The organism is Chryseobacterium mulctrae, assembly GCF_006175945.1.
GTDB classification, from domain to species: Bacteria; Bacteroidota; Bacteroidia; order Flavobacteriales; family Weeksellaceae; genus Chryseobacterium; species Chryseobacterium mulctrae.
In genome coordinates, this window is record NZ_VAJL01000001.1 from 2,860,904 (window position 1) to 2,878,283 (window position 17,380).

General features: G+C 34.1%; 22 protein-coding genes. 12 read left to right on the plus strand and 10 right to left on the minus strand.

The annotated features are described in order from the left end of the window. Positions 1-11: 11 nt before the first annotated feature. The 5 genes from mobV (at position 12) to FDY99_RS13125 (ending at position 2,815) form a co-directional block, all read left to right on the plus strand. Positions 12-911 (plus strand): MobV family relaxase, encoded by a 900-nt coding sequence (mobV, locus tag FDY99_RS13105; protein ID WP_139422082.1) that lies wholly within the window; start codon positions 12-14, stop codon positions 909-911. 42 nt (positions 912-953) lie between these two features. Beyond that, positions 954-2,125, plus strand: a protein-coding gene (locus FDY99_RS13110; protein WP_139418594.1) for an IS3 family transposase whose coding sequence is annotated in 2 segments (ribosomal slippage) — positions 954-1,200 and positions 1,200-2,125 — 1,173 coding nt in all. Because the reading frame shifts where the segments join, the coding sequence is not laid out codon by codon here. Between the two features lie 40 nt (positions 2,126-2,165). Further along, on the plus strand, positions 2,166-2,300 hold the full coding sequence (locus tag FDY99_RS13115) for a helix-turn-helix domain-containing protein (protein ID WP_317129827.1): 135 nt from the start codon (positions 2,166-2,168) through the stop codon (positions 2,298-2,300). Continuing rightward, the gene (locus FDY99_RS13120) at positions 2,281-2,496 is read left to right on the plus strand and encodes a hypothetical protein (protein ID WP_139422084.1); all 216 of its coding nucleotides are present in this window, start codon (positions 2,281-2,283) and stop codon (positions 2,494-2,496) included. The genes FDY99_RS13115 and FDY99_RS13120 overlap by 20 nt, the downstream gene beginning before the upstream one ends. Continuing rightward, positions 2,477-2,815: a helix-turn-helix domain-containing protein gene (locus FDY99_RS13125; RefSeq protein WP_139422086.1), complete on the plus strand. Its 339-nt coding sequence runs from the start codon at positions 2,477-2,479 to the stop codon at positions 2,813-2,815. Before FDY99_RS13120 ends, FDY99_RS13125 begins: the two co-directional genes overlap by 20 nt. A gap of 1,649 nt (positions 2,816-4,464) precedes the next feature. Here FDY99_RS13125 and FDY99_RS13130 read toward each other — a convergent pair. The 3 genes from FDY99_RS13130 to FDY99_RS13145 form a co-directional block, all read right to left on the minus strand. Next, a complete protein-coding gene (locus tag FDY99_RS13130; protein ID WP_139422087.1) occupies positions 4,465-5,049 on the minus strand; it encodes a hypothetical protein in 585 nt (194 codons plus the stop codon). Positions 5,050-5,103: 54 nt separating this feature from the next. Further along, the gene (locus FDY99_RS13135; protein ID WP_139422089.1) at positions 5,104-5,643 is read right to left on the minus strand and encodes a hypothetical protein; all 540 of its coding nucleotides are present in this window, start codon (positions 5,641-5,643) and stop codon (positions 5,104-5,106) included. A 304-nt stretch (positions 5,644-5,947) separates the two neighbouring features. Further along, on the minus strand, positions 5,948-6,205 hold the full coding sequence (locus tag FDY99_RS13145; RefSeq protein WP_139422091.1) for a helix-turn-helix domain-containing protein: 258 nt from the start codon (positions 6,203-6,205) through the stop codon (positions 5,948-5,950). A gap of 187 nt (positions 6,206-6,392) precedes the next feature. Here FDY99_RS13145 and FDY99_RS23345 point away from each other — a divergent pair, with 187 nt between their 5' ends. The 7 genes from FDY99_RS23345 (at position 6,393) to FDY99_RS13185 (ending at position 9,708) form a co-directional block, all read left to right on the plus strand. After that, positions 6,393-7,076, plus strand: coding sequence for an SH3 beta-barrel fold-containing protein (locus FDY99_RS23345; RefSeq protein ID WP_228448793.1), 684 nt, complete (start codon positions 6,393-6,395; stop codon positions 7,074-7,076). 2 nt (positions 7,077-7,078) lie between these two features. Beyond that, entirely contained in the window at positions 7,079-7,333 is a 255-nt protein-coding gene (locus FDY99_RS23350; RefSeq protein ID WP_139422093.1) for a hypothetical protein, read from the plus strand. Continuing rightward, positions 7,330-7,719, plus strand: a complete 390-nt coding sequence (locus FDY99_RS13165) for a hypothetical protein (protein WP_139422095.1) — start codon at positions 7,330-7,332, stop codon at positions 7,717-7,719. Before FDY99_RS23350 ends, FDY99_RS13165 begins: the two co-directional genes overlap by 4 nt. Before the next feature lie 4 nt (positions 7,720-7,723). Continuing rightward, positions 7,724-8,092 carry a hypothetical protein gene (locus FDY99_RS13170; protein WP_139422097.1) on the plus strand — a complete coding sequence of 123 codons (369 nt, stop codon included), beginning with the start codon at positions 7,724-7,726 and terminating at the stop codon, positions 8,090-8,092. 137 nt (positions 8,093-8,229) lie between these two features. After that, positions 8,230-8,637 carry a hypothetical protein gene (locus tag FDY99_RS13175; protein WP_139422099.1) on the plus strand — a complete coding sequence of 136 codons (408 nt, stop codon included), beginning with the start codon at positions 8,230-8,232 and terminating at the stop codon, positions 8,635-8,637. A gap of 20 nt (positions 8,638-8,657) precedes the next feature. After that, positions 8,658-9,305, plus strand: a complete 648-nt coding sequence (locus FDY99_RS13180; protein ID WP_139422101.1) for a hypothetical protein — start codon at positions 8,658-8,660, stop codon at positions 9,303-9,305. Between the two features lie 61 nt (positions 9,306-9,366). Continuing rightward, positions 9,367-9,708 carry a hypothetical protein gene (locus FDY99_RS13185; RefSeq protein WP_139422103.1) on the plus strand — a complete coding sequence of 114 codons (342 nt, stop codon included), beginning with the start codon at positions 9,367-9,369 and terminating at the stop codon, positions 9,706-9,708. A gap of 610 nt (positions 9,709-10,318) precedes the next feature. On the opposite strand, the gene FDY99_RS13190 is transcribed toward FDY99_RS13185, so the two are convergent. The 7 genes from FDY99_RS13190 to FDY99_RS13210 form a co-directional block, all read right to left on the minus strand. Then, positions 10,319-10,810, minus strand: coding sequence for a hypothetical protein (locus tag FDY99_RS13190; protein WP_139422105.1), 492 nt, complete (start codon positions 10,808-10,810; stop codon positions 10,319-10,321). After that, entirely contained in the window at positions 10,810-15,153 is a 4,344-nt protein-coding gene (locus tag FDY99_RS13195) for a tape measure protein (RefSeq protein WP_139422106.1), read from the minus strand. Before FDY99_RS13195 ends, FDY99_RS13190 begins: the two co-directional genes overlap by 1 nt. Before the next feature lie 111 nt (positions 15,154-15,264). Then, a complete protein-coding gene (locus tag FDY99_RS13200) occupies positions 15,265-15,495 on the minus strand; it encodes a hypothetical protein (RefSeq protein WP_139422108.1) in 231 nt (76 codons plus the stop codon). Further along, entirely contained in the window at positions 15,470-15,661 is a 192-nt protein-coding gene (locus tag FDY99_RS23005; protein ID WP_162304170.1) for a hypothetical protein, read from the minus strand. Before FDY99_RS23005 ends, FDY99_RS13200 begins: the two co-directional genes overlap by 26 nt. 14 nt (positions 15,662-15,675) lie before the next feature. Continuing rightward, positions 15,676-15,828, minus strand: a complete 153-nt coding sequence (locus FDY99_RS23010; protein WP_162304171.1) for a hypothetical protein — start codon at positions 15,826-15,828, stop codon at positions 15,676-15,678. 58 nt (positions 15,829-15,886) lie between these two features. Next, on the minus strand, positions 15,887-16,237 hold the full coding sequence (locus FDY99_RS13205; RefSeq protein ID WP_139422110.1) for a hypothetical protein: 351 nt from the start codon (positions 16,235-16,237) through the stop codon (positions 15,887-15,889). 12 nt (positions 16,238-16,249) lie between these two features. Next, complete coding sequence (locus FDY99_RS13210; RefSeq protein ID WP_139422112.1) at positions 16,250-17,377, minus strand: DUF6371 domain-containing protein; 1,128 nt, start codon at positions 17,375-17,377, stop codon at positions 16,250-16,252. Positions 17,378-17,380: the final 3 nt, after the last annotated feature.

Genomic DNA, 17,380 nt, shown 5'->3' on the forward strand with positions numbered 1-17,380 from the left:
ATTTAAGAGAAATGTCATATACCGTTTTACATTTAGAAAAAGCCAAGGGCAATGACTCCGGAATGTCAGCTCATATCGAAAGAACCGTCCATCCAAAAAATGCAGATGCTACACGAAGTCATCTGAATAAAGAAATGATTACCTATCCTGAAGGAATCACAAACCGGACTTCGTCAATACAATACAGATTAGACAATGCCAATTTGAAAAGAAAGATAGGAATCAATCAAGTAAGAGCCATACGCATTATGTTGTCCGGAACTAATGAAACGATGAAAGAAATTGAGAAAAACAAACAATTAGACAATTGGTGTACAGATAATTTGGATTGGCTGAAAGCAACATTTGGAGAAGAAAACCTAGTTTCAGCAGTATTGCATATGGATGAAAAGACACCCCATATCCACGCTACTATTGTTCCTATTGTTTCCGGAGAAAGAAGAAAAGCAAAAAAAGACAATAATCCTCAGACCTATAAAAAGAAGAATTCAAATGCTAATAGGCTGTGTGCTGATGATGTAATGGCAAGAAATAAGCTGAAGCATTATCAAAATACCTATGCAGTAACAATGGCAAAATACGGACTAAGAAGAGGGATTGAAGGTTCGAAAGCCAAACATATTTCTACGTCTGAATATTATCGAAATCTCCATGAACAAAACCAACAGTTGGAACAGGAAAAGAATAGTAAGCAATCAGAACTGAAAGCAATTGAGAAAAGTATTTCCTCAAAAAAAGTAATTGAAAACTTCACTAATGTTCTTACCGGTTCCAAAACAAAAAAGCTGGAACAGGAAAATGAGCAGATGAAAAAGGAAATGAATAATCTTAAAACTCTTAAAGACAGGGAAAAAGGAAAATTACAGGAATCAGTTTCAAAACTGGAAGACACTTTAGAGTGGAGTTGCTAACTTTGTTAGGACACAATTCTTATACTCTTTATCTTTAAGAGTATGAAAAAGATCAGAAAAAATTACAGTCTAGAGTTTAAGATCCAAGCAGTATCTTTAAGTGAGCAGCGAGGCAATGTATCCTCGGTAGCTGAAGAATTGGGGATCTGTAAAGAAAGTCTCGTTAATTGGCGAAAACTTCACAAAGAAGGTAAACTTAGCAAGGAAAAACAAATATCCTCTGATCCAATAAGGGAAGAGTTATTGAGACTTCGCAAAGAACTAGAAGAAACAAAGCTTGAACGTGATATCTTAAAAAAGGCGGTAGGCATCTTCTCCAAGAGAGACGGGTAAGATATAAATTTATCAAAGAACACGCTGATGTGTTTCCTGTCGGGAAGATGTGCGAAGTATTAAAGGTAAGCAGGAGCAGTTTTTATCATTGGAAGAAAAGAAAACCGAGTAAGCAATCAGAAAGAAGAGCCATTTTATCAGCAGAAATCTTTAGTATTTATCATTGGAGCCGTGGGAGATATGGAAGCCCTCGTATTGCCCGAGAACTGGAAGCAAAAGGAATGAGAGCTTCACGTCCTTTGGTGGCCAGACTAATGAGAGAACGCAACCTGAGAAGTATTGTAAAGAAAAAATTTAAGAAAACTACCAACTCATCCCATCGATACCCTGTTGCTGAAAATTATTTGAATCAAAATTTTCAGGTTACAAGCAGTAAAGAGGTCTGGGTGTCTGATATTACGTATATCCGCACAGGTCAGGGTTGGTTGTATCTTACTACAGTCATTGATTTGTTTGACAGAAAGGTTATCGGCTGGTCATTAAGTGAGACGATGAAGGCTCAGGACACCAGTATTGCTGCCTTGAAAATGGCAAGGCTCCATCGTCCTTTACAGGATCATGATAGCTTGATTTTCCATTCAGATAGAGGGATACAATATGCGTGTACAGAATTTACATCAATAGTCGGAAAAAACATTACTCGAAGCATGAGCGGAAAAGGAAATTGTTATGACAATGCTGTAGCTGAGAGCTTTTTCAAAACTCTGAAAACCGAACTTGTCTATCAAAATAAATATGAAACTAGAGATCATGCTAAAAACTCTGTGTTTGAATATATAGAAACATTTTACAACACTCACAGAAGGCATTCGGCTTTAGGAAATTTAACCATAAAAGAGTATCAAAATTTAATGTCTAATCAATCTAAAAATGTAGCATAAAGAGTATATAAATTTTGTCTCAAAAATAGTTGCAAGTTCAGTGATAGATTTTATACTTGAATTAGTACAAACCGGCGAAAAATCCAAGAACCAAATCATGGAAGAATATCGTATTCCTAAAACAACATTGTACAAATGGATTAGCAAATACAAAAATGCAGACTCAAAACTATAATCGTCTTATTGGCATGGACAAAAAAGGAATCATAGATGAATTGGGATCGGAGTTCAACTATTATCACTCAGAAATATGGACATATCACATCAAAACCAACTGGTTAGGTAAAAAAACATACCTATTGATTCTTTTTAAAAACGAAAAGGTACATCAAATCAAAATAAAGAAAACGTATGCAAAACTTGGGTATTAACTACAAACAAATCCTTAGCGATATTCTGGATAAAAAATTTCCATACAAAAAAGAAGAATGTCTTCCACTACTAAAGAAAGATACTCTTTCAGCAATTCATATCATAGAAATCAACGAAAGAATATTTGGAACGACGGATAAAGAAACCAATTCTTTCAACCAAAAACATCGCTCTTACAGCAAATCTGATATTTTTCATATTTTAGATTATCAGAAAAAACATAACCTCAACAACAGCCAGTTAGCGAATTATTTTAAATTAAGTAGGAACACTGTAGCGAAGTGGAAAAAAATTTTCCTGAACAAAATTAGTCAATAAGTTATCTTTATCGACTCTGATAAAAAGCATTAAAAATTTGTTTGTCGATTTCTATATTGCTGATAAAAGATTAGAAGAGCTAACTAATTTAATCTTTAGTATCATATAAACATTGCACATTTATTGCATGTAAAAACAAGAAAACATTGACAATCAATCGCCTACCAAGGCTTTTGTGTCCCCAAGACGAACAATGGTCTACTAAAAATCAACCATAAATCACTGTGAATGAAGTTACTTTAGAAGAAGAAATATTTGGCATTGGTAGGTGTTATTGATCCGTAACATGTAATCAAATATAAAGTTAACAGAATAATACATCCAACTATTAAAAGTTGGGTGTATTATTGGGTGTAAACATTGTAAATGTTTGATTTTCAATGTTGTTTGTGGAGTTGGAGGGACTACTGGTATGTGTTGAAAATCAGGTAGTTACATTGTTTTTGTAGTAGTTTTTGTAGTGCTTTACTTGTTTTTGCAGCAAAACAGAACCTTTAATTTCAGAGTTGTAAAGATACTATTTAAGGAAAAAAAAAGATGTTTTTAGACCTACATATTCTACATTTCGTACATTTTAAAACTTAATTTGATTTAAACTCGCATTTTAATATCGGAAATTCCGATATTAAAACACACGGAATTTCGGGTATTCAGCCAACGCAAAAGTGCGTTGGCTAACTTTCTGCCCAAAATGGCAAAAACCTTCTACAATTCTATTAATAACCTCATCAGTTACCCCTGCTCAATTTTGGGCAGGGGTACAGTAAATGATATTATAAAAGCTATGAAGAAAATCATATCTGAAAGTTTCTGTTATCTGAATATAAAAATCCTCATAAAGCGGAGTTTAAAGAATATTAACCTCAATAATTCAATAGTGCTAAAATCCCAATACTGGAAATGTCGCCAAAATGATATTATCAAAGTGGTTTAAAACCATTTTGGAAAGCCGGAACCCATATTAACTAATGTTAACTAATTCCTCGCTGAACGCAATTTTGACCTGAGTAAATCCTAAAATCATTATCAGCCAAAACGGGAATCTCCGCAATGCTTTTTAGTGGTTACTTTCGTTTCCTTTTAAGGCGTTCACTTCGTTCGATTCTACTAATGAAAATCTGAAGTCAACAATCCTTACGTCAGGTTAAAGCTGATGTGCTTATTTGGCACATCAGGGCAAAATCATACTTTCGAGGCTCCCCCAATTTTGGGGAGGTGTTCCTAATTTCAACTTAGGAAGTGCAGGAAGATTTTTTCCATATCACTACACGTGTGCGTGTGACTTCCAAAAAATCTAAAGAAGCACGATAAACACGGGAATTTCCGCTTTTATGGAAATATAACTTTTTCTGATCTTTGCGCCTGCGTGTATGACCCCAATAAAATCTTCAAGGCTCATTTAAAACTCTATTACGCACGCACACGTTGTGACCTCCCAAAAATCTTTACAATACGTTTAAACGGCATTCCTCACACATACGTAATGACTTCCAAAAAAGCGGATAAGCCGTATTTTCGTCCGATTAATTCCGTACATGTAGTGACTTCCAAAAAATCCGTTCAAGTGGCTTAAAACCTATTTTCTTGCGTGCGTGTATGACTTCCAAAAAACCTTTATAATGTAACAGAAGTAAATTTGCTTTGGTTGTTTATTTTATGAAATTCAAAATACTTAGATCAGGTATGTATTCCTCTTTGATTTGTATTATTTGGCTTAGTTTAGATTCTTTTTTTGTTGGTATTCCTCGATAGGATTTCTTACGATGCTTTTTGAAATATTCCTCCCAGACCTTTTCTGACAATTCTATTTCCATGGCTTTTTGAACTTTGCGCCAGTTCTTAGATAAAACCTGATTTTCATAATACAGCTCAGGAAATGCAGATCTATGGTAATAATAACCATCTTTCAAATGCAATGTTCTGCAGATTTTATTAGTTTTTGGACATACAAAATACCAAACAATACCTTTTCCAAGGTTTGAAGGCTTAGAAATCAGCTGGATTTCATATCTGATATTTAATTCCTGCCGGTATTTGTAAGATAGAATAATTGTTCCCTCATTATCAAATATTTGGGATTCTATACCTATTGATCCGGTACGCTCACCGCCTCTATAGTAAGTTAATACCCCATTATCAGAGTGGGTATTAGGTTTTAAATATCGCTTTATATCTTTTATTGAAAGACTTCTTAAATCTTCAACATAATCTAAATACTGTTTAATCCGTGGCATCGTTTAAAACCTAAATTATTAAGGAACTTTGGATTTAATGTAAAAAGTTACCGTTTACCATTCATCATCTTTTGACAAATATTCTTTGAGTTCATTGAGAAATTTATTTACATTGATGTTTGATACCTCATAGTAATTTTTCAAAGAAACTTTCCCCTCTTTGTTGAATATTGATTTTCCAGAAAATGAATTTCCTCCTGTGATGTATGTAGTATTTCCGCCAGGCTTTGCAGGATCATAATGATCTAAAATAGGTTTAATCATTATTTTGCCATCTTTGAAGCTAAATTCATAAGTGACCATCATCAAAGACATAAGCGATCCTCCTATTCTGGTGCCGGGTGCAGTGGTTCTTATTTTAATGAATGAATACTCAACCTCGTTAATTCCGTCACTTTTTAAATTCTCGTACTTTGATTGAATAAATACTTTAGCCTTATCATAAAGCTGCTTTTGATTAAGTTCCGGATATTCCAAAACAATGTAATTTTTAGATTCATCATCTTTATTTACAAAATTATTCGGAGTTAAAACAAATTCCTGAGCCGTGGCCATATTAAAGGCAAATAGCGAAAGCAGTAACAATTTTCTCATGTTATAAATTTTGCTCTAAAATAATACTTTTCATTTACTGAGAATTACGGTTTTTCTAAATGGTAAAAAAAGATTTGTTTTTGAGCTTGCATTTCCTACACTAACTACATTATTTTGCTAATTCTCTTGTCATTGCGATAATCGCATCTGTTTTAGCCTTTCGGCTGTCGGCGTTCGATCCGCCTCTCTCCGTTATAACTAATTGATTTTCAGCAATACGGTTTTTTCTCGTAATGGCTTGTATAAAATCGGATGTGTGGTAATGGTATTTGATCTAATATTTTTTTACTTGAAACTGTCATACTCAATTTTTTAAATATCCTATAACAATTTCGTTTCCGTCCGCATCTTTCTTGTAAATTGGCTCTCCATGGTTCGGATTCTTCTCAAATAATTCCAGAAAAGGAACTTTCAAAGCTTCCGCAATTTCAATTAATCTTTGTAGTGTAGGATTTCCATTTAATGACTTCGATAATCCTACTTCAGTAATGTTTATCATTTCTGCTAATTCCCTCTGCATGATTCCTTTTTCATCGCAGATTTCTTTAATTCTTAATTTCATAGTTATACTATTTCTATAAGTGCAAATATACAATTTTCTTTACTAATTGTATAATTTAATTTAAAAAATATACTATCTGTATAAATATTAACAAAAATTTAACGTTTTAACTATTGTTTCTAATTAAACTATCTGTATATTTGCAATAGAGAATTAAACAAACAGTATAACTCAAACATTAGAAATCATGAATACAATATCAAACCAAAGAGCAGCAAACATTGCAAGAAACATAAATGCTTTTGATACTGCATATCAGTACAGTGATGATATGAGAAATGTAAGATTCTTTTCAAACCTATCTAAAAAATTGAATAAGATTCTTTCTACCCTATCAAATGAGGACAAAATTATTATCGCTGAGTTATGCGATGTAGATCAGGCAAAATATTTCGGTCTTAAAAAAGAAGAAAAAACAATTCAAGTAAAACAATCAAACATCAACAATATGGAAAATTCAACCTCATCTTTCAGAAAAACAGTAATGCTTAGAGCTTACCACATTATGGCAACAACTGGTAAAGAATGGGCCATCTGTCTAAAGAAGGCTTGGCAACTTTACCGCCTTAACAAAGAAATGCATTCAGGTGAAGTTACTTTCTTCTTTGAGAAAAAAGATGGTAGCCTAAGAAAAGCAATTGGCACTTTGAAAATGGATAAGATTGATTATGAGTTTAAAACTGACAGTCAACCGAAAGTAACAACATTTACTTATTTCGATGTTGAAGCAAAATCTTTCAGAAGTTTTAAGATTGAAAACTTTATGATGATCGAACAACCTAGAACCCCAGAAATAAAAGCGGTTGCAGTTATCAAGAAAACACCTGCGAAATTAATTAGAATCAGAAGAACCCACCTTAAAAGCGCATAGAAATGGAAAAACACCAGTGTATTATTATTGAAATGCAGAATGAGGCTTATCTATCATATTTTAAATTTTATGAATCTATCAGAGAGGCCCCCAGAGCCGAAATATACGATCAGATAAACGATTGTAAAGACAGTAAGAAACTGTATCAAATCACCTGTTTTATTGATAATCAAAGATTAGAATTTGAGAATCAAACCACAAATAAAAAAGAGAATTTCTTCGCTAAATTAATTAAAGCTTTAAAAATAAAATCATGAATCATATTATAAAATACCCAGTTTCTAAAGATGAAATTATTGATATTATACATGATAATATTCTTTTCACAGCATTTAAAAGACAATTGGTTGATGTTTCAAATTTAATTGGTGGCACAAATCAAGAAAAAATATCAAAGCTTTATAGCATCGGTTTCGAGCATCTTCTGTATAAAATGGTGACTATTGAAGAAATGAATGATGGTAGAGAAAATCAAATATGCGAGTTATTGAAAGGCATTTTTAATAGGCACTTAGAATTGTGTTCATTCTCTCACATACTTACAATAGATCAGCTAGATATTGCAACTAATATTTATTCAGAGTGGCAGGCAGCATTAAATGGATTCAGAAATAACGCAAAATCAATTCAAACACAATTATAATAACATGGAAAATTCAGCACAAAAAAAATTACTTGAGGTCGTTGGCGAATTAGAGTCATATTTCGGTAATGATATTACAGAAGTAATCAGCACTTTAGACCGCTACACAAATTACTATCATCATAATGAAAACCTTAAAAGAGAGCTTTTATCAGCCTATAACGGTTATAAAAATAATGATCCTGGTTCTGGTGAAGATAATTTAATTTCAACAGTAGAGGATTGCTTGGATTTGGAAGACTGGTCTGCTAAAGCTATTCAAAATAATATGTTCGATATAGCAATGATAAAAAAGTTTATCGCTGATTTAGCAGTCGTTTTCACATTAAACATACCTGAAAAAGAAAGAAAAAGTAATTCTATCAAGCAATAAAACAGAGATAGAGTAATCGTTTGATAATAACCTTTTTGCCCTTTGTATTTCATAATAGTAATTTTTAATAAGTCTTGCAGGCGTTGAGAATAACACAGTCACAAAGGGCAAATTTTAATCCTAATAAAATAAATAATATGAATATTCGATTTACAACACATCAAGGCGAAAAAGTAGCTCTAAAGATGATTGACAGCGATAAAATTGAGATCATCTTTAAGAACAAAAATATAATTCTAAATGAAAGCGACCTCACGAAGTTAGAGCAGTCAATTTATAAAATACAACAGAAATTTGATTCAGTTTATTTTGCAGATTTACAGCGTTGCATTCGGGATTATTCAAAAAAAGAGATTGAAAAACTTTCAGATGAACGCCTTTTGTCATTAGCCAGATTCAACGATAAAAACCCACCATATTTTAAAACATTCACTTTGAATCTAAGGACAGAATTATTCAAACGTAACGGATTGCCAAAAGCAAATTACAAACTTACATTTAAGCAAAAAGCATTTCTCTATGCTCACGGACTTTCAAGAAATTAAAAAACCACAAAATAACCGAAATGAATTTTTTAATAGGATATTGCCCAGATTGTAAAGGTATTAGAGTTACTACCCCTTACAATAAAAAATTAAGTGCTGCACTAATCGAATCCTTAAAAGGTGATTTGGGCGACATTTTCACCACATCGAAAGTAAAGTTTAACCAATTGGTTAAAAATCATAATTTAATTATCAGACAAATTTCTAAAGACGTATTAGATATTTGGAACTGTTCAACATGTGGATGTACAGAGGTATGCAAAAAAGTGAGAACTTTCAAAGATGCATGCTCAATATTGAAAATATCAGACATCTTACCTGATTATTCAATGTTACCTAAATCGATGCAAATAAGAATGGTTGCAATGTATAAATTGATAATAATTACAAAAGTATTAAATCAAGGTTGGGAGCCGGAATATGAAGGTAAAAACAATTACATGACGTTTTATCCAATAGGTTTCTATAATTCAGATCAAGAATTCCCTTTTAAGCATGAATTCGGCATGCATGAGGCATGGGAAGGTTCAGATATCGACTATCAGGCTGCAGGTCTTTTAATGTTCAAAGATCACGGTTTAGGCAATTATGCAGGTGTGCAATTCAGAGATTTATATCTGGATTTATACCAATACCCAGAATCGTACTTGAATCGCTATCAACAATAAATTTAGAATCCTTTTTCAATCGAGAAGGGATTTTTATTTTAAATTTACTAAAAACTAAAATATGAAAAATGCAAGAGAACGCCATCGAACAAAAGTATCAAGAGTAAAGACAATCATCAAAAGTGATGTTATTGAGAAAAAACCGCTTTATCTACCAATTGAAAAATTATACTTCAATCAAATAGAATCGGGCGAAAAAAAGATTGAATACAGAGACGATACAGCACATTACAGATCACGATTTTTAAATAAAGCTGGTGAACTTCGAAATCACAAAGTATTATTACTTCAAGAAGGTTATAATGAAGGCGCAAGGCGCATGTTAGTTGAGATTATAGATATTCAGCATAAGCGACAATTTGAAACACATTTAGGGCAAATTATTGAGCGAATTAATTTTTAAATCAATTTGATACTTTGTTGCAAGTTTTTCCGAAACATAACGAAACATTTTCGTTGAAATTCTTTAAAATGATTATAAGACAGATCTTCTCCTATGGGAGAAGATTCCCTTAAATAGGATGTTAACTATTTTTTTGATGAGGTACTCAACAATTCAGGGAAAATTATAATATCGTTTTTGGCGACATTCTAAATGTGATTTGAACTCACATTATAAAAAGATATACCTACTTACGAAATATTGGTCTTTTTGAACTTCTGAACCTTTATAAAACGAAAGCCTTTATTAACAGTGATTTGCGTAAACAATAAAAGTTCATTTGAGTTCAAAAGGTTCATTTGCAACTGTGGAGAATGTCAAAATCTATACGTGTAACCCGTGAAAATGATAATATTCATTTTTATGCTTTGCTAAATCAAATTAACAGTTTAATTTTTATGCAGGAAATTAACGTATCTCTTCAATTGTAAAATTTTTATGTACATTTTTAAAAGTGGTAAAATTCCACTATTACAAAATCTTGCTTCATCAAAAACCGAAGCGAAAAAAGCATGTAAATAAATGTCGGAATATTTACAAAAAAGCCTCCCATTTCTGAGAGGCACTTTTTTTATTTTTTATAAATCTTAACATTTCCGGAATGTTTTATTTTACTGTTTCCGTAACTATAAACACTTACCGAAGCATTCGGAGTACTGACGATTTCAACCTCAGCATCATCCAGAAGAGTGATTTTTAATTTAACATAATCGAAAACGGTTATTGTTGCTTTTGATTTGTGGCGAATAATAACCTCAGCAACCGTAAATCCTGCATAAGAAAGACTTACATCTGAATCACCGAAAAAAGCTCTTTTCAATTTTTTGACTGTAACAGTTTTAAAGACCGCTTTGTGGTCGGTGAAAAGGCTGTAAAATTCAGTTTGTCCTTTAAATTCTCTCAAAGTTTCCAAATTAGGAAAGTCATTTTCCATTGCCCAGTCGTCCCCGTCAAAGTACATTCTGCAAAGATTTTGAATCGAAGAATCTTTTTTCATTTCCTCGTACCACGGCTGACAAATTTTATTATCAGCCGCCATCTTAATTATTTCTTTTGTTTTCATTATGGTACACCTGCTAAGGATTTTTTCATTTTAGAGTTCATTTCTGTAAGAGTTTTATCAATCGTATGAAGTCTTCTTGTGTTCACTTCGATTTGAGATAAAATAGCATTTTGAGCAGCTGCAATCGTATTATTTATTTTAGAATATTTAACCGCCTCAGCAAAATTTATTCTCATAGCATTAAATTGCGCTTCCAATGCTCCGGCAGTCTTTTCTGTCATACCTTTAATTGAGCCTTTAATACCTTCTGGGCTTGACATATCCAAATCCTTGAATATTTCAGAATAAGCATCTATAAATTCCTTTCCTTTGGTCGATGCTGCAAGAACTTGCGCTCTCAAATCATCAATTTCATCTTTAGTGAGACCGTTAAATGTTCCGTTTCCGTCCTTGTCAAAACCTGCAGCTTTCAAAATGTTGTCATAGATTGGTGCCATCTGAGCCTCAAGAACTTTATTAAGCTGATTTCGCATGATGTTTTTAATCATTTCGTCAAAAGCTTTATTAATGTTGTCAATCCCGTCCACACCTTTTCCGAATGCCTCGATTAAAGCATCACCGATATTAGCTGCCATTTCCACAACATCAACCTGAAGAACATCCCGGATAATTGCATCTTTGATTTCCTGAATCTTTCTAAGGTTGTCCTGCTGTTGCTTATTGTAATCGTTGATTTTATCCTGATCTGCTTTTTTCTTTTTGGATTCAGTATTTTTCATGTCTTCCAAAACTTTCTGCTGTTCCTGAAGATTACGAATTAACTCACGTTGTCCCTCGTATTTCATGGCTCCGAAAGCTTTTTCCGCCGCAATAGCTAAATTTGTATAAGTTTCTTCTAAACTATCCAAAGTGCCTTGTAAACCCTTTATTTCCTTTTCAAGTTTCTTTCTTTTATTTCCTGCTATCCAGGTGAATAAAGAAACAACGGCACGAATTACAGTATAAATGATGGAAATGATAGCTGTGATCCAGTTTGACCATGAAGCATTATCTAATGCAGACTTTACAGCCGTTACGGTTGAATCAATAGCCTGCATCATCATCATTCCCATTGTTGCAACCTGATCTATCGTATCAATGGCATCATTAGCAGCATCGCTCATGTACTCTCTTGCAGGTGCTAAGGCTGAAATAATTCCTTTCGTAGCTTTTAAAGTTCCTTTTATTCCGTCTGATGCTCTTTCAAAACTTGAGAACGCTTTCTCTCCTGCTTCTTCCGATTCGTTCCCGAATGCAGAAAACAAATCTTTAACAGATGAAAGAAGTCCTAAAAATGGATTCTCATCGCTTATTTGTTGTTTTGTCTCCTTTAAATTTTTGAGGACAACTTTAAAATCTACCGGCGTCAAAACGTTTACGAGATTTCCTTTTTGTGCTTCGAGTTGCTCAAGTAAAACCTGCATTTGATATGCTGTAAGTTCATCAATATTGCCGTATAAAGACATCCATGCTTGTGATTGTGTCAATTCATCAACTGCAAGCTGTGAAATTTCTTCTTTAGATTTTTTGTCTACTGATCCAGCGGAAAACTTCTTTTGTTCGGGTGTAAGATTAGCATCAGAATTTATTTTTTTGATCGCATCAGCAGTTTCTTTCTCAATCTGAATCTTTCTTTGAGCAAAGGATCTGTTTTCCTCAAGTAAATTTCTGTATGCTGTTTTTTGTCTTTCCAATTCATCATCCTGAGCCTTCCTAACAAGGATGTTCTTAGTATTTACCTCATCGCCGGTGGTTCCTTCATCGTTTTCGTTTTTAAAAGCCTCCAATTTGTCAACAAGTTCATCACCTTTGAATTTGCTTTTAAACTCATCGATTTGTTTATTAATTTTTTCAATGAAAGTAGCTTCACCAGTATATTCGGAAAGAACGCTTTTAAGTTTTATTAAATTTTCGGCTGCATCAATCCCTTTTACTGTTTCCAATGATTTTCCGAGATTGTTCAAATACTGAATGAAAGTTAGATCTTTTACTTTAGGAAACATTTCATCAGTCGTTTCTTTACTGTATCCGGATTTCAATAACTTATCTCTTATTTCAATCTGTCTTTTTGTCTCAATTATATCTTCTTCAAAGGTTTTTACGTCGATCTCCCTTCTTTTAGCAGCTAATCGAGCATTGATCTCGGCAAGTCGGCGCATAGCTTCTTCTTTAGTCACTTTTTCGCCAGTGTACAAAGTATTGCCTTTGTCATCCTTATCATTCCCGTACTTATCAAGTTTTCTAAGCTTTACAACGCCATTTTCAACCCTTTGAAGTGCATCAGTAATTAACTGGGCATCCTGCTCTAATTTTTTGACGCTACCATCAGGAAATATTTCCGCAAGTTGTCGGTTATCCGGCTTTGCTTTGTTGTAATTGATTATCTTATTGTATTTTTCAATAAGTGCATGATTCGCAATCCATTGTTTAGTTTGTGGAACAAGATTTTTATTAGCTTCCTCAAGCCTCTGGACTTCTTCCTCATACCATCTTTGAGTTCCTTTTTTTGAGCCGGCTGCAGGTGCTGTTTCTTCCTCGGTAATAACTTCAGGTTTAAAACCAGATAATTCATATCTCAGTTTATCAGCTTGTTTCTTTTTGAGTTGCAACGCCTCACCATTCATTTTCCCTAACTTGATTTCCTTTTCAAGTAATTGCAATTGTTTTTCTTTTTGGGAAATTTCCTTATTATTATTTCTAATAATAGCATTTGAAAGCGCGGTTTTACTGTTGGCCGTATTCTGTTGTTCTCTCCATTTTTCAGCGAGAGCATCACGTTTCTGTTCGGCTGCGAAAGCTTTTCTATTATAGTCTAATGAGGCCTTTCCTGCCTTTCTCGCTTCTTCATCTAATTTTCGCCATTTTTTCGCCTCTTCGTCAGCATCCATGACCTGAGTTTTTAAACCTCCTGCTTTGAAAGATTCTTCGAAAGATTCTTCTAAAACTTTTCTGGAAGCAGCCGCCTTTGCCTGAGCCATTGCGAAAGCATCAATTTTACCAATTACAAATTCTAAAGCATTTCCGAGCCTGAAAGTTGATTTATACTGAGCGTCAAGAGTTCCTCTAAATTCCGGATCTATTGCAATAAGTCTTTCGTAAGCCTGCTTTCTCTGCTCTAATGATGAACTTTCATTTCGGATAATTGCAATTAACTGAGATATGTTTGCCTTTGTCGCGGCAACTCCTTTTCCAAAAGAATTATTATAAGATTCTGTTACGGCCTGCTGTGCCTTTTGAGCAACGCTGTGTTCTTCAATAATTCCGATTAGTTCCCCTAATTCAGTTTTGTAGTTGTAGACGACCGCAATCAGGGCTACAATTGCAGTTCCCAATAAAACGTAAGGGTTTGCTAATGAAGCGGTATTTAAAGCGGTTTGCGCCACCGTTGCGCCTCTGATCATTTTGATAAGATTTGCGAAACCTTGAATAATTGCAGGTGCCGCAATTCGTGTTTGTAGTGCGGACGTGAAAATTAAGGCTGCGCGATAAGCTCCATAAATTTCAATAAGAGTTAAGATTGCTTTTCCTACATCTTCATAATGTTCTACCAAATAGGTTAATCCCTGAATTCCATCAGTCAAAATACCTTGTTGGCCTTCACCGATTTTGTTTAGCATCTGATCCCATGTGTCACCCAAATTCGAGACTTGTCCGGATAATGATTTAGATTGCTTTTCCATCAGGTTAAAGAACATTCCTCCCTCATTGGTCATGTTGAAAAGAACATCTTGAACATCTTTAAATCCGATCTTACCAGCGGAAACCATTTCTGTGATCGCTCCGGTAGTTGTGTTGAATTTTTTAGCAAGTTCGGCAACCATCGGGATTCCTGCCTCCGTAAATTGTCGGAGATCGTCACCCATTAATTTTCCTTTAGCTTTTACTTGACCGTAAACGAGGTTAATTCTGGAAAGAGGTACTCCCAGACCTGCAGCAATATTTCCCATTCGGGTTAAAGTGTCAACGACCTGATTTGCGGGAATTTGAAATGCGAGTAATTGTTTTGCTCCTGCTGAAACTTCCTGCAAAGAAAATGGAGTGTTTGCTGCGAGATCAACCATTTCGCCCATAAGCGCGGCTGCTTTCCCTTCGCTCTTGAGCATTGTAGAAAAAGCTATTTCCGTTTTTTGGAATTCACCTCTGACGTTGATAAGTTCAGTTACAAAATTTTTAATTGCACCTACTGAAAAATATCCTGCGATACCCATTGATAGATTCTTAAAGGCAGAATCCATGTTTCGGGTTTGATTTTGAGTATCTCTGGAAAGTCCAAAAATATCACGGCGCATCGTATCCATGTCTCTACGCCATTGTGTAAGGTCTATTCCTGCACTAAAATGCAGGGCGCCTTGGCTTGTGTTCATTGTTTCGGGTTTATCATAAAGATTTCTCCTTATGCGTTTCTATACATGTAATTTTGATTTTAGATGTTAGTATATTGCTAAAGTAACCGGACAGAATACCGTCCGGTTTTATTAATTCATTTCGTTTAAGTCCGATGGGTCAAAATAGTATTTAGGAAACTTTTTACTTAATACTTCATTTTTTACTTTATTCCATTTAAACCACGTCTCTCGGCTTGGTTCAATACTGAAATTAAGCATTGCGGATATTTCGTCTAATTCCTTTAGAGAAAGTTGTTTAAGAATTTCTTCTCTTACTTCAGGGAAATTGAGCGGGTTATTTGGGTTTATTTCTTGATTCATTGTTTGTGCGTTTTGATTTATTTTTTTGACTTGTTACGTGCCAACCGTTACAATTTCCGCAGTAATAATAACGTTTCGGCGTTCTGCTTCTACTACTTGCAGATTTACATTTGGTGATAATTCCGCTTACTTCTCTCTGGGTGGTGTACGTAACTTTATCACACATATTTCTGTAATAATTTATGTTTTTGCATTTGGTCTTTTTACTTTTTTAGTGATTGTAATTTTAACCTCATATTTCGCAGACTCTAAAGAAGAAATAAAAACCTCATCTTTCGGAATAGGATCGTTTTTCTTCACATAATCGTTTAGCATTTCAACTGATTTATCCATCAGGTCTACTAAATTGGCGATCTCTTTTGTTTCTAAATATTTTGATATTGTGGTAATTTTAAAATTTATTAGTTTTCATGATTTTACTTTGTTCCTCCATAAGCCAATCTCCATTGTTGTGCATTGCATTTCTCAATCTGGAAACATCAAAACCCGCTTTTTTTCCTTTGTAATAAATTGCTGATAATTGCATAATATCCACTACGGCGGTTTTTCTGTAAATCTCTGCTGCAAGATGATTCGCTAAAGATTCAAAATTCTTTTTGCTGTTTTTACGCTTGATTAAATCATCAATGTATTCAAGTTGCGCAATATTTCCCGCAATTATTGTTTGCTCGTATGGGTTCAATGTATGAAGTGAATTCAAAGCATTTTCAAATACGTCTGTGATAGCTACTGTATTGGTCATAATTTTGATTTTTTAAAATGGTGTTGAATGTGAAAGGAAATAATATCCTGCTTTTGAATAATCGATCATCTGTTTAATTTGCATCGTTAAAATCAAATCTTTGCCTTCCTGATCTCCTAAACCTTTAATTTCCTTTAGAGAAAATAATAATTCTCGTTCTGTTCTTTGCTCATATTCAGGGATAAGCTTTCTTGCTAATTTTTCTAACGCTTCCGTATCGGTTGAAAGTGATGATTTGATTCTGTCTAATTCCGGAACCTCAACCGGCGAACTTTTGCGCTCGTTGGTTTTTGGCGGGTTCTTCTGTTCGTCTATTTGCTGCAGAACAACATCGGCAATATCATAACCTTTCGGGAAATCCTGATTTTCTAATTTGTCGGAAATTGTGATATTAAAACCGGTCTCATTCAGTCGGCTTGCTACTTCCTGCCAAAATGTTTCTCCCACATCTGGAAAAGCAATAATATTTTTCCCTGATAATGGCTGTAAAACTTCATATTTAAAATTCCCTTTTCCTCCGGTTGCAAGCCATAAGTAATTAGAATCGACCAAACTCATTATAATGGCTGTTTTTTCGCTCTCAACAATCGCAATAGGCTTTTTGTTGTTGGGTAACAAATGAAGTCCGAAAAGGCATTGTTTGTGATTGAAGTCTTTTTGCTTTAAAATACTGTGGATGTTTGTAAAATGGTTGAAAGGCTCTTTTACACGTTTTCCTGATTCCTGATCGTAAAGCATTACTTTTCCGTAACGGATTCTTTTCATATCATCCACCTGCCAGAATATTGTTGCTCCTTCCCAATGTTTTGAACTCCCAACATTGTACATTTGGGTTATTTGGTCCACAACTGTACTTTCAAATATTGATTTCAGGAACAAGACAAATTTATTTTTATCATTCTTGAAAGTCTTTTGAAGTATTTCCGGTGGATGGTAATCAATTGGTTTCGGCGGTTGAAGATTTGGGGTGTACGGCTTTTTCTCTGCATTGTCGAAGAACTTATCACATGAATGGCAATATCCTTTATCTGGATCACCTGCAAGCGGTGCGCATTTTCCGTCTTTGTTGTTATGTTGGCCGCAATAACACATCGGTGTTAGTTTGGCTCTTTGGGTTGATGGTGCAAATTTAGTTTCCATAAT

Excerpts from the sequence above, each read along its gene's own strand:
- mobV (WP_139422082.1), top strand. The coding sequence starts at position 12 with ATGTCATATACCGTTTTACATTTAGAAAAAGCCAAGGGCAATGACTCC.
- FDY99_RS13120 (WP_139422084.1), top strand. The coding sequence starts at position 2,281 with ATGCAGACTCAAAACTATAATCGTCTTATTGGCATGGACAAAAAAGGA.
- FDY99_RS13125 (WP_139422086.1), top strand. The coding sequence starts at position 2,477 with ATGCAAAACTTGGGTATTAACTACAAACAAATCCTTAGCGATATTCTG.
- FDY99_RS13130 (WP_139422087.1), bottom strand. The coding sequence starts at position 5,049 with ATGCCACGGATTAAACAGTATTTAGATTATGTTGAAGATTTAAGAAGT.
- FDY99_RS13135 (WP_139422089.1), bottom strand. The coding sequence starts at position 5,643 with ATGAGAAAATTGTTACTGCTTTCGCTATTTGCCTTTAATATGGCCACG.
- FDY99_RS13145 (WP_139422091.1), bottom strand. The coding sequence starts at position 6,205 with ATGAAATTAAGAATTAAAGAAATCTGCGATGAAAAAGGAATCATGCAG.
- FDY99_RS23345 (WP_228448793.1), top strand. The coding sequence starts at position 6,393 with ATGAATACAATATCAAACCAAAGAGCAGCAAACATTGCAAGAAACATA.
- FDY99_RS23350 (WP_139422093.1), top strand. The coding sequence starts at position 7,079 with ATGGAAAAACACCAGTGTATTATTATTGAAATGCAGAATGAGGCTTAT.
- FDY99_RS13165 (WP_139422095.1), top strand. The coding sequence starts at position 7,330 with ATGAATCATATTATAAAATACCCAGTTTCTAAAGATGAAATTATTGAT.
- FDY99_RS13170 (WP_139422097.1), top strand. The coding sequence starts at position 7,724 with ATGGAAAATTCAGCACAAAAAAAATTACTTGAGGTCGTTGGCGAATTA.
- FDY99_RS13175 (WP_139422099.1), top strand. The coding sequence starts at position 8,230 with ATGAATATTCGATTTACAACACATCAAGGCGAAAAAGTAGCTCTAAAG.
- FDY99_RS13180 (WP_139422101.1), top strand. The coding sequence starts at position 8,658 with ATGAATTTTTTAATAGGATATTGCCCAGATTGTAAAGGTATTAGAGTT.
- FDY99_RS13185 (WP_139422103.1), top strand. The coding sequence starts at position 9,367 with ATGAAAAATGCAAGAGAACGCCATCGAACAAAAGTATCAAGAGTAAAG.
- FDY99_RS13190 (WP_139422105.1), bottom strand. The coding sequence starts at position 10,810 with ATGAAAACAAAAGAAATAATTAAGATGGCGGCTGATAATAAAATTTGT.
- FDY99_RS13195 (WP_139422106.1), bottom strand. The coding sequence starts at position 15,153 with ATGAACACAAGCCAAGGCGCCCTGCATTTTAGTGCAGGAATAGACCTT.
- FDY99_RS13200 (WP_139422108.1), bottom strand. The coding sequence starts at position 15,495 with ATGAATCAAGAAATAAACCCAAATAACCCGCTCAATTTCCCTGAAGTA.
- FDY99_RS23005 (WP_162304170.1), bottom strand. The coding sequence starts at position 15,661 with ATGTGTGATAAAGTTACGTACACCACCCAGAGAGAAGTAAGCGGAATT.
- FDY99_RS23010 (WP_162304171.1), bottom strand. The coding sequence starts at position 15,828 with ATGGATAAATCAGTTGAAATGCTAAACGATTATGTGAAGAAAAACGAT.
- FDY99_RS13205 (WP_139422110.1), bottom strand. The coding sequence starts at position 16,237 with ATGACCAATACAGTAGCTATCACAGACGTATTTGAAAATGCTTTGAAT.
- FDY99_RS13210 (WP_139422112.1), bottom strand. The coding sequence starts at position 17,377 with ATGGAAACTAAATTTGCACCATCAACCCAAAGAGCCAAACTAACACCG.